Source organism: Arthrobacter sp. 05L45_2 (assembly GCF_056397525.1).
The window spans coordinates 1-10,759 of the sequence record NZ_JBFTNO010000098.1 but is presented as its reverse complement, the minus strand read 5'-3'; the positions used below and the strand labels follow the sequence as shown (position 1 = coordinate 10,759).

The window sequence follows — 10,759 nt, the reverse complement described above, 5'->3', positions numbered from 1 at the left end:
AGTGGAAGTCGGTTGCAATTTCTCGTGAGTACCAAATCTGAAGCGCGCGAACCTGCCGCAGCACGGGACGACAAGCCCGCCCTCTGGATCTGGATCCAGCTGTTCCTCGACTCCATGTCCTGGATCGTGGCGATCGTCTTGGCGCTGCTGCTGCGCTATGAAATGGGAATCCGTGCGGAACAGTTCCCGGGCGCCTTCCTCATCGCGGGGATCGCCGTCGTCGTCCAGGTAGTCGCCGGCTATGCCCTGGCCCTCTACCGGGGCCGGTATCCGTTCGGCAGCTTCCAGGAAGCGCGCGCCCTGGTCTTCGTCACGGTCATTGTGGCCGCCTCCATCACCGCATCCCTCCTGGTCCTTTACGGCGCCATCAACATCGGCCGCAGCGTGGGCCTGATCGCGTTCCCCTTCGCCTGCCTCTTTATGGGGGCCGCGCGCTACGCCAAGCGGCTTTACGTCGAGGGTAAGACGCGGCCCGGTGACGAGGCCCAAAACACCCTGATCTACGGCGCCGGGTTCCTCGGCAACTCGCTGCTCACCCGGATGCTTCAGGACCCGGATTCGCCCTACTTCCCGGTTGGCCTGATCGACGATGATCCGACCAAGAAGCACCTCCGGCTTTCCGGCGTGCAGGTCCAGGGCAGGGGAGAGGACCTTCCCTCGATCATCCGCCGGACCCGGGCACGGGTGCTGGTCCTGGCCTTCGCCAACGTCGAGGCCGCCGTCGTCCGCCGCATCTCCGACGCCGTTGCGGGGCTGAATATCCGCGTTCTGGTACTTCCCCCGCTGCGTGACATGCTCGGCGGCGGTGCCCCCGAGGGGTTCTCGGATTTCCGCGACGTCGCCGTTGAGGACCTGATCGGCCGCCGGCCGGTGGACATCAAGGTCGAAGAAATCGCCGGCTACATCAAGGGCAAACGGGTGCTGGTAACAGGCGCCGGCGGCTCGATCGGCTCCGAGCTCTGCCGTCAGATCGTGCAGTTCTCGCCCGCGGAACTGATCATGCTGGACCACGACGAGACCGGCCTGCAGCAGACCCAGATTTCCATCACCGGCCGGGGCCTGCTGGCCGGACGCGACACTGTCCTGGCAAACATCCGCGACGGCGAAGCCCTGCTGGACATCTTCGAGGACCGCCGTCCCGAAGTGGTGTTCCACGCCGCGGCACTCAAACACGCCCCACTCCTCCAGCAGTACCCGGTGGAGGCCTGGAAGACCAACGTCTGYGGCACCCTGAATGTGCTGCGCGCCGCCCAGCGCGCCGGGGTCACCCACTTCGTGAACATCTCCACGGACAAGGCGGCCAACCCCACCACCGCCCTCGGCCACTCCAAGCGCGTCGCTGAAAAGCTCACGGCCTGGATGGCCGGCCAGACGGCTAGCCGTTTTGTCTCGGTCCGCTTCGGCAACGTGATGGGCAGCCGCGGCTCCATGCTGCCGCTCTTTACCGAACAGATCCGGGTGGGCGGACCGGTCACAGTCACCGACCCGGAGGTCACCCGCTTCTTTATGACCATTCCCGAAGCGTGCCAGCTGGTCATCCAGGCCGGAGCCATCGGTTCCGGCGGCGAGGTTATGATCCTCGACATGGGCGAGCCCGTGAAGATCCTCGACGTGGCACAACGGATGATCGCCATGTCCGGCAAGAAGGTCGAAATCATCTACACCGGACTGCGGCCGGGGGAGAAGTTGCACGAGGAACTCGTCGGTACGGGCGAACTCGACCAGCGGCCCCTGCACCCCAAGATCTCCCACACCCGGGCCACGCAGCAGGACCCCGAAAAACTGGACCTCAACGTCTGGCTGGCGCGCTGTGAGGCAGAACAGGGCGCCAACATCTCCGATATTCCCGATGACGAGGCCGACGAAGCCGGCGCCGTCCGGGTGGCATCGTGATGCCGCTGGTCCTGGTGGCCGGCATTACCCTGCTGGCGAGCCTGCTGCTGCCGTTCGCGGTCAAGCCGTGGCTGGTCCGGCTGGGCGTGGTCGATGTCCCCTCCGCCCGGTCCTCGCACCACAAGGCCACCATCCGCGGAATGGGCATGGCCGCCATGCTGGCCACCGCGATCGGGTACCTGGCCGCCGTCCTCCTCGGACTTGTCACGGGGGACAGGTCCCTCTTCGCCGTCGTGCTGGCCATTATCGCCGCGAGTGCGGCAGTGGGCTGGATCGAGGACCTGCGGGGCCTCTCCATCCAAGGGCGTGCGGCCGCCCAGCTGGGCATCGGCGCTGCCGGTTCGGCGGCGCTGATCGTACTGACCGGCCAGACCTTCTGGTGGCTGCCCCTGGCGGCCGTGGCGGTGGCGGCCTACATCAACATCGCGAACTTCATGGACGGCATCAACGGCATCTCCGGCCTGCACGGGGTGACCGCCGGCTCCGCGTACGCGGCCGCGGGCCTGTTCTCCGACCAGCCCTGGCTGACAGCCGGTGGCGCGGTGCTGGCCATGGCGTTCCTGGGCTTCCTGCCCTGGAACCTGGGCCGCGGATCGGTCTTCCTGGGCGACGTCGGCAGCTACCTGCTGGGTGCCTCGATCGCCGCCCTGGCCGTGGCCGGCTTCCTCAGCGGCGTCTACGTCGAATACGTCCTCTCGCCGATCCTGGTCTACGCCGCGGACACCGGCTACACCCTGCTGCGGCGGATCAAGGCGGGGGAGCGCTGGTACGCCTCGCACCGCGAACACGTCTACCAGCGCCTGACCGACGTCGGGTTCTCCCACCTGCAGTCCGCTGCCATGGTTACGGCCTGCACCGTCGCCGTCATTGTCCTGGGCTTCACCGCCGCCACGGCAACCCTGCCGGTGGTGGCCCTGTGCGTGGCCGGCAGCCTGGCGGTGCTGGTGCTGTACCTCGCCTCGCCCGATCTGATCCGCCGGTTCCGGCACCGGCCCAAGGTGACCCGGATGCCGGTGGCCTAGCCCTGTTCTATCTCGTGTAGAATTCAGGGGCGGCCTCTCGCCGCGCCTTGCCCTTACCCCCTGCGACGATTGGGATCCCATGACCTCCAACGCCGGCCCCGGACGCACGTCCGGCAACGGTTCAGTTGGCGGCTCCGGACCCACCACGTCCCTTTGGCTGCGGCTGCTGGCCCTCAGCTCGGCAGCAGCAGGAGCAGCCCTCCTGGTAACCGCCGGACTGGCCCTTGTTTTCAATGGAAGCTACGGGGCCCTCTCGAGCCTCTTCGGCGGGGCCGTGGTGATGGCGTTCTTCGCTATCAGCCTGGCGATCGGCCACTTCGTCGGCCGCAACAACCCCTCCGGAGCGATCGGAATGTTCGTCGCCACCTACTTCGTGAAGGTGGTGGGCTTCGCCGTGGTGCTCTTTGTGATCGGCGCGCCGGCGTGGCTGCATGAACGCTGGTTCCTGATCGGCGCCGTCGTGAGCGTGGTGGCCTGGCAGGCAGCCGAGATCGTCGGCTTCAGCAAAGCACGGCTCCAGATTTACAACGATCCCGAAACCCCGGAAGGCGGCAACAATGTCTAGCCGGAAAACCGCAGGCGATAGCCCGGACCGGCCCCGGACCCCCAAAACCACAGGCGGAGCGCCCGGTGTGTCGCCGGACGGCAACGACGGCGGATACAACGCCGGAATAGCCGTCTTCAGCTACATTGTTGGCGGAATCATCGTCTGGAGTTTGATAGGGTGGGGTCTGGATAATCTGTGGGGAACCCGCTGGATTGTGCTCGCAGGCGCCCTGCTTGGAGCTGCGGGTGGGTTCTATCTTTCCCATATGCACGGCCTCACCAGTCACCGGAATTCGGCTGGCGGAGACGGCGCTGCAAACGGCCCGTCCAAGGACGCGGAACAGTAATGCCAAAAAATTTCACAGGGGGAATGACTGACGCAAATGTCGCCGCTCCCCGCCCAACGCCCAATGATGGACACTGCAGAGAGGAAACGCGTTGATCGCGCTTGCGCTCCCGGCCCAAGATTCAGGAGAGTTCACTCCTCCTGGAATTGAACAATTGCACCTGCCGGCTATCCTGCCCTGGGGTGCAGCCGAAGGATTCTCCAAGCAGATGCTGCTGGTGATCCTCTCGGTCGTCATTATCGCTACATTCTTTGTGCTGGCTGCCCGTAAGCAGCAGCTCGTTCCCGGCAAACTGCAGTTCGCAGGCGAGGCCGCATACGGCTTCGTCCGTAACGGYATCGCGAAGGACATCATCGGCGGCAAAGACTTCATCAAGTACGTCCCGCTGCTGTTCAGCCTGTTCTTCTTCATCCTGGTGAACAACATCTACGGCGCCATCCCCGTGATTCAGCTCCCGAGCTTCTCGCACGTCGGCGGCGCCTATGTGCTSGCMGCGATCGTGTACRTCACCTGGATYGCCATCGGCRTCAAGAAGAACGGCCTGAAGTACTYCAAGCTGGCCACCGTGCCGAGCGGCGTGCCCATCTACATCCTCCCGATCGTCATCCCGATCGAGATCATCTCCAACTTCCTGGTCCGGCCCGTCACGCACAGCCTCCGTCTATTCGCGACCATGCTGGCAGGCCACCTGATCGTGATGATCGCCGGTTCCGGTATCGAGTTCCTGGTCATGCAGGAGAACGTCCTGCTCAAGGGCGCCTCCGTACTGGTCCTGGCCGGCTCGCTGGCGATGTACATGCTGGAGGCGCTGATCATGGCGCTGCAGGCGTACGTCTTCACGCTGCTGACCGCGATCTACATCGAAGGCGCACTCCACGCCGACAGCCACTAAGGCACCCACAAACTTCCCCTCACGGGGATGAAGCAACCCAAACAACCTGCCACACGGGTGGCATCTTGAAAGGAAGAAAAATGGAAGGCTCCATCAACGGCTCCCTCAACCTCATCGGCTACGGCCTCTCCGCCATCGGCGGTGGTATCGGTGTGGGTCTCGTGTTCGCTGCTTACATCAACGGCGTAGCACGTCAGCCGGAAGCCCAGCGCGTCCTGCAGCCGATCGCATTCCTCGGCCTCGCGCTGACTGAAGCCCTCGCCATCCTCGGCCTGGTCTTCGCGTTCGTTCTCAAGTAAACCTTCAGAACCCAGCGAACATCCAGAACCGAGTAGATAAGGACGGGTGAAATATGAAGCAGCTGATCATCTCAGCCGCCACCGAGGGTTCCAACCCCCTCGTTCCCAACATCTGGGAAATGATTGTCGTCTTCTTGGGCTTTGCTGTTCTCCTCTTCATCGTGACGAAGTACGTTGTCCCGATGTTCGAGAAGAACTTCGCAGAGCGCGCCGAGGCGATTGAAGGCGGCATCGCCAAGGCCGAGAAGGCTCAGGCAGAAGCTTCTGCAGCACTCGAAGAGTACAAGCAGCAGCTCACCGACGCCCGCACCGAGGCCAACCGCATTCGCGAGGAAGCCCGTGCCGAAGGCGCCCAGATCCTCGCGGATCTGAAGGAGAAGGCAGCTGCTGAGTCTGCCCGCATCACTGCCCAGGCACACGCTCAGATCGAATCCGAGCGCCAGGCGGCCGTCGTGTCGCTGCGCGCCGAGGTCGGCACGCTGGCAACCACGCTGGCTGGCCGCATCGTGGGCGAATCGCTCAACGATGATGCGCGTTCGGCCCGGGTGGTTGACCGCTTCCTGGCGGATCTGGAGAACCAGAACGCAGGTGCAGCTAAGTAATGGCAGGTGTATCGAGCGAATCGCTGACCGCGGCACTCGTCGCGTTGGAAGCCAAGCTTCCCAACGCGTCGCTGCAGTTGGCTAAGGAACTCTTCGGAATCCTGGGAACGGTGGACAGCTCGGCCGGCTTGCGCCGCGCCCTGACGGACCCGTCCCGCAGCGGTGCCGAAAAGTCCGCCCTGGTCACGCAGCTGTTCAACGGAAAAGTTTCCGCTGACGCTGTGGAGATCGCCAGCGGACTGGCCGCCTCGCGCTGGGCGTCGGCTCGTGACATCGGCGATGCACTCGAGACTCTTGCCGCTTCGGTGGTAATTGCCGTTGCTGAAAACAAGTCGGCCGTCTCTGCCTCGGGAATCAGCGGACTGGAAGCGTTGGAGAACGATCTGTTCTCCTTCAACCAGGCCGTCGATTCCAGCCACGAGGTGCAGCGTGCTCTGTCCGAGCCGCAGGCGAGCCAGGCTGCCAAGGTTGCCCTTGCCGAAAAGCTCGTGCCCAGTGCCAGCGAGGAAGCGAAGGTCCTTATCGGACAGGCAGTGTCGCAGCCCCGCGGCCTCAAGGCCACCAAGCTCGTCAGCCGTTTTGCCGAGCTTGCGGCCAAGCGCCAGCAGCGCTGGATCGCCACGGTCAGCGTCACCCGTCCGCTGACGGAGACCCAGACCAGTCGGCTGCAGGCAGGGCTCAATGCCCTGTACGGCCGCGAGCTCAAGATCAACATGAACGTTGACCCGGCACTGATTGGTGGCCTCCGGATCCAGATTGGCGACGAAGTGGTTGACGCTTCGGTCCTCGCCCGCCTGGGCCAGCTCCAGCGTCAGATTGCTTAGTTAGCCGGACAAGCACAACTTACCGACATGAAACCCCGGTCATCGTGAGCAACGATGATCACGAAAACAGGAGAGCAGGGACTGCAGATGGCCGAATTGACCATCAACGCCGACGACGTCCGTAATGCGTTGAACGAGTTCGCGGCGTCCTACGAACCCGGAAACGCAGAGCGCGTAGAGGTTGGCCGTGTAACGACCGCAGGTGACGGCATCGCCCGTGTTGAGGGCCTTCCCTCGGTCATGGCGAACGAGCTGCTTCGCTTTGAAGACGGCACTCTGGGCCTGGCCCAGAACCTCGACGTCCGCGAGATCGGCGTCATCGTCCTCGGTGACTTCACCGGCATCGAAGAAGGCCAGGAAGTGCACCGCACCGGACAGGTTCTGTCCGTTCCGGTCGGCGACGCCTTCCTCGGCCGCGTGGTTGACCCCCTGGGCCAGCCCATCGACGACCTYGGCGAGATCAAGGCCGAARCCACCCGAGCCCTGGAACTCCAGGCGCCCGGCGTGACCCAGCGCAAGTCGGTCCACGAACCGATGCAGACCGGCCTCAAGGCTATCGACGCCATGATCCCGATCGGCCGCGGCCAGCGCCAGCTGATCATCGGTGACCGCCAGACCGGCAAGTCGGCAATCGCCATCGACACGATCATCAACCAGAAGGCCAACTGGGCTTCGGGCGATGTGAAGAAGCAGGTGCGCTGCATCTACGTGGCCATCGGCCAGAAGGCGTCCACCATCGCGGCTGTCCGCCAGACGCTCGAGGACAACGGCGCACTGGAGTACACGACCATCGTGGCTTCCCCCGCGTCCGACCCCGCCGGCTTCAAGTACCTGGCACCGTACGCCGGCTCGGCCATCGGCCAGCACTGGATGTACGGCGGCAAGCACGTCCTCATCGTGTTCGATGACCTTTCCAAGCAGGCCGAGGCCTACCGTGCGGTGTCGCTGCTGCTGCGCCGCCCGCCGGGACGCGAAGCCTACCCGGGCGACGTCTTCTACTTGCACTCCCGCCTGCTGGAGCGTTGTGCCAAGCTCTCCGACGAGCTGGGTGCAGGTTCGATGACCGGCCTTCCGCTGATCGAGACCAAGGCGAACGACGTTTCCGCCTACATCCCGACCAACGTCATCTCCATCACCGACGGCCAGATCTTCCTGCAGTCGGACCTCTTCAACGCCAACCAGCGTCCCGCCGTCGACGTGGGTGTCTCCGTGTCCCGCGTTGGTGGCGCCGCGCAGGTGAAGTCCATGAAGAAGGTCTCCGGTACCTTGAAGCTGGAACTGGCGCAGTACCGCGACATGCAGGCTTTCGCAATGTTCGCGTCGGACCTCGACGCCGCATCGCGCCAGCAGCTGACCCGTGGTGCGCGCCTGATGGAACTGCTCAAGCAGGGCCAGTACTCGCCGTTCCCGGTCGAGGACCAGGTCGTCTCCATCTGGGCCGGCACCAACGGTTACCTCGACGACGTTCCGGTGGAAGACATCAACCGCTTCGAGACCGAGTTCCTGGAACACCTCAAGCACAAGTCCTCGATCCTCACGACGCTGGCTCAGACCAACGTTATGGACGATGACACGGCAGAGGCGCTGAAGACCGCGATCGTGGACTTCAAGAAGGGCTTCTTCGGCGAGGGCGACAGCTACCTCGTCGGTGCGGGGCACGAGGAGTACGCCCCCATCGATGAGGACGCGGTCGACCAGGAAAAAATCGTCAAGCAGAAGCGCTAGTTTCGCTGGCAGGGACTGCCGGAACCCCCTCGGGTTCCGGCAGTCCCGGCCACCGGGATCTTAGGAAAGGATAAGTATGGGAGCCCAGATCCGGGTCTACCGCCAGAAGATCAGCTCGACGACGTCGATGCGCAAGATCTTCAAGGCGATGGAACTGATCGCTACCTCGCGCATCGGCAAGGCCCGCGCACGCGTAGCGGCTTCACTGCCTTACGCAAACGCGATCACGCGTGCCGTTTCTGCTGTCGCAAGCCAGAGCGAAATCGACCACCCGCTGGTTACCGAGCCGGAGCAGATCCGCCGCGCCGCCGTCCTGGTCATCACCTCGGACCGCGGCCTTGCGGGGTCCTACTCGGCCACGGTGCTCAAGCAGGCAGAAGGCCTCGCCGAGCTGCTCCATGAGGAAGGCAAGGAAGTCAAGACGTACGTTATGGGCCGCAAGGCACAGGCATACTTCGACTTCCGCAACCGCCCCTATGAGCGCGTGTGGACCGGTAACACGGACGCACCCGAGTTCGAGACGGCGCGGGAAGTCGGCGAAGCACTGCTGGCAGACTTCGCCACCGCCTACGAAGAGGGCGGCGTCGACGAGATCCACGTCGTTTACACCCGCTTCAAGTCCATGGTGACGCAGGAGCCGACGGTCATCCGTCTGCTCCCGCTGGAGGTCGTCGAAGAGCAGGCTGCCTCCGAGTCGGAGCTTCTGCCGCTGTACGAATTCGAGCCGGAAGCTGAGCAGGTCCTCGACGCCTTGCTGCCGCGCTACATCGAGTCACGTATCTTCGCCGCCATGTTGCAGGCAGCAGCTTCGGAGCTCGCAGCCCGCCAGCGGGCAATGAAATCCGCCGGCGACAACGCGACGGATCTCATCAAGAAGTACACGCGTCTGCGCAACACTGCCCGCCAGGCTGAAATTACGCAGGAGCTTTCCGAAATCGTGGCAGGCGCCGACGCGTTGAACGCGTCCTAGCCGGCCCGCCAAGGACCCAGCTTTACCTGCACTAAAGAACAAACTTAACCGCCCACGCCATCTACTGAGTGAAGTGAGAGAGATGACTGCCACTGCTACCGAACACGTAGCCGCAACGTCCGGTGCCACCGGCCGTATTGCACGTGTTATTGGCCCGGTTGTCGACGTCGAATTCCCGGCTGACGCAATCCCCTCGATATACAACGCTCTCACCACGGAGATTACTCTCAACGGTGAGACCAAGACCATCACCTTTGAAGTTGCGCTGCACCTCGGCGACAACCTCATCCGCGCCATCTCCCTGCAGGCGACCGACGGCCTGGTCCGCGGCACCAACGTGGTTGACACCGGTGCCCCGATCTCCGTGCCGGTCGGCGACGGCGTCAAGGGTCACATCTTCAACGTCCTGGGCCAGCCCCTGGACGTGACCGAGTCCGAGCTGCAGATCAGCGAACGCTGGCCGATCCACCGCAAGGCTCCGGCCTTCGCGACGCTCGAAGGCTCCACCGAGATGCTGGAAACCGGCATCAAGGTGATCGACCTCCTCACCCCGTACATCAAGGGTGGYAAGATCGGCCTCTTCGGTGGCGCCGGCGTCGGCAAGACCGTGCTGATCCAGGAAATGATCACCCGTGTGGCCCGCAACTTCGGTGGCACCTCGGTGTTCGCCGGTGTCGGCGAGCGTACCCGTGAAGGCAACGACCTCTGGGTTGAAATGGAAGAAGCCGGCGTCCTCAAGGACACCGCTCTTGTATTCGGCCAGATGGATGAGCCGCCGGGAACGCGTCTGCGCGTGGCCCTGTCCGCCCTGACCATGGCGGAGTACTTCCGCGATGTGCAGAACCAGGACGTGCTGCTCTTCATCGACAACATCTTCCGCTTCACCCAGGCAGGTTCCGAGGTTTCCACCCTCCTCGGCCGTATGCCGTCCGCCGTGGGTTACCAGCCCAACCTGGCTGACGAGATGGGCCTCCTCCAGGAGCGCATCACGTCCACCAAGGGCCACTCCATCACCTCGATGCAGGCCATCTACGTTCCCGCAGATGACTACACYGACCCGGCCCCGGCCACGACCTTCGCACACCTCGACGCGACCACGGAACTGTCCCGTGAAATCGCTTCCCGTGGTCTGTACCCGGCCGTTGACCCGCTGACGTCGACCTCCCGCATCCTGGATCCGCAGTACATCGGACACGACCACTACAACACGGCCGTCCGCGTCAAGCAGATCCTGCAGAAGAACAAGGAACTCCAGGACATCATCGCCATCCTCGGTGTCGATGAGCTCTCCGAAGAGGACAAGATCGTCGTGTCGCGTGCACGCCGCATCCAGCAGTTCCTCTCGCAGAACACCTACACGGCGAAGCAGTTCACCGGCGTCGAAGGCTCCACCGTGTCCATCAAGGACACCGTGGAAGGCTTCACGGCCATCTGCGACGGCGACCTCGACCACATCGCAGAGCAGGCGTTCTTCAACGTCGGCGGCCTGGATGACGTTGAGCGCCAGTGGGCCAAGATCCAGGAGCAGACCAAGTAATATGGCTGAGCTTGAGGTTGAGATTGTCGCAGCGGACCAGTTCGTCTGGTCCGGAGCGGCCAAGATGGTCAAGGCCCGCACCAGCGATGGTGAAATCGGAAT

10 protein-coding genes and 1 pseudogene are annotated in these 10,759 nt (G+C 63.8%); all 11 read left to right on the top strand.

Features of this window, described 5'->3' with window-relative positions; genetic code table 11:
- The first annotated feature begins 24 nt into the window (after positions 1-24).
- Positions 25-1,893: a polysaccharide biosynthesis protein gene (locus tag AC1DHD_RS09355; RefSeq protein WP_476879438.1), complete on the top strand. Its 1,869-nt coding sequence runs from the start codon at positions 25-27 to the stop codon at positions 1,891-1,893.
- Positions 1,893-2,915 carry an MraY family glycosyltransferase gene (locus AC1DHD_RS09350; protein ID WP_476879440.1) on the top strand — a complete coding sequence of 341 codons (1,023 nt, stop codon included), beginning with the start codon at positions 1,893-1,895 and terminating at the stop codon, positions 2,913-2,915. The genes AC1DHD_RS09355 and AC1DHD_RS09350 overlap by 1 nt, the downstream gene beginning before the upstream one ends.
- A 79-nt stretch (positions 2,916-2,994) precedes the next feature.
- The gene (locus tag AC1DHD_RS09345) at positions 2,995-3,480 is read left to right on the top strand and encodes a hypothetical protein (protein ID WP_476879437.1); all 486 of its coding nucleotides are present in this window, start codon (positions 2,995-2,997) and stop codon (positions 3,478-3,480) included.
- Between the two features lie 419 nt (positions 3,481-3,899).
- Entirely contained in the window at positions 3,900-4,700 is an 801-nt protein-coding gene (gene atpB / locus AC1DHD_RS09340; protein WP_476879436.1) for a F0F1 ATP synthase subunit A, read from the top strand.
- 80 nt (positions 4,701-4,780) lie between these two features.
- Complete coding sequence (gene atpE / locus AC1DHD_RS09335) at positions 4,781-4,999, top strand: ATP synthase F0 subunit C (RefSeq protein WP_003804776.1); 219 nt, start codon at positions 4,781-4,783, stop codon at positions 4,997-4,999.
- 53 nt (positions 5,000-5,052) lie between these two features.
- Positions 5,053-5,601 (top strand): F0F1 ATP synthase subunit B, encoded by a 549-nt coding sequence (locus tag AC1DHD_RS09330; RefSeq protein WP_476879435.1) that lies wholly within the window; start codon positions 5,053-5,055, stop codon positions 5,599-5,601.
- A complete protein-coding gene (locus AC1DHD_RS09325; RefSeq protein ID WP_476879434.1) occupies positions 5,601-6,425 on the top strand; it encodes a F0F1 ATP synthase subunit delta in 825 nt (274 codons plus the stop codon). Before AC1DHD_RS09330 ends, AC1DHD_RS09325 begins: the two co-directional genes overlap by 1 nt.
- A gap of 87 nt (positions 6,426-6,512) precedes the next feature.
- The gene (atpA, locus tag AC1DHD_RS09320) at positions 6,513-8,150 is read left to right on the top strand and encodes a F0F1 ATP synthase subunit alpha (RefSeq protein ID WP_476879439.1); all 1,638 of its coding nucleotides are present in this window, start codon (positions 6,513-6,515) and stop codon (positions 8,148-8,150) included.
- Between the two features lie 76 nt (positions 8,151-8,226).
- Complete coding sequence (locus AC1DHD_RS09315; protein ID WP_476879433.1) at positions 8,227-9,120, top strand: F0F1 ATP synthase subunit gamma; 894 nt, start codon at positions 8,227-8,229, stop codon at positions 9,118-9,120.
- 82 nt (positions 9,121-9,202) lie between these two features.
- Positions 9,203-10,657, top strand: coding sequence for a F0F1 ATP synthase subunit beta (gene atpD / locus AC1DHD_RS09310; RefSeq protein ID WP_138768903.1), 1,455 nt, complete (start codon positions 9,203-9,205; stop codon positions 10,655-10,657).
- A 1-nt stretch (position 10,658) separates the two neighbouring features.
- Positions 10,659-10,759, top strand: a pseudogene (locus tag AC1DHD_RS09305) (F0F1 ATP synthase subunit epsilon); the annotation flags it as partial.

What these genes read in the sequence shown, in the direction of transcription:
- AC1DHD_RS09350 (WP_476879440.1), top strand. Translation starts at nt 1,893, where the DNA reads ATGCCGCTGGTCCTGGTGGCCGGCATTACCCTGCTGGCGAGCCTGCTG.
- AC1DHD_RS09345 (WP_476879437.1), top strand. Translation starts at nt 2,995, where the DNA reads ATGACCTCCAACGCCGGCCCCGGACGCACGTCCGGCAACGGTTCAGTT.
- atpE (WP_003804776.1), top strand. Translation starts at nt 4,781, where the DNA reads ATGGAAGGCTCCATCAACGGCTCCCTCAACCTCATCGGCTACGGCCTC.
- AC1DHD_RS09330 (WP_476879435.1), top strand. Translation starts at nt 5,053, where the DNA reads ATGAAGCAGCTGATCATCTCAGCCGCCACCGAGGGTTCCAACCCCCTC.
- AC1DHD_RS09325 (WP_476879434.1), top strand. Translation starts at nt 5,601, where the DNA reads ATGGCAGGTGTATCGAGCGAATCGCTGACCGCGGCACTCGTCGCGTTG.
- AC1DHD_RS09315 (WP_476879433.1), top strand. Translation starts at nt 8,227, where the DNA reads ATGGGAGCCCAGATCCGGGTCTACCGCCAGAAGATCAGCTCGACGACG.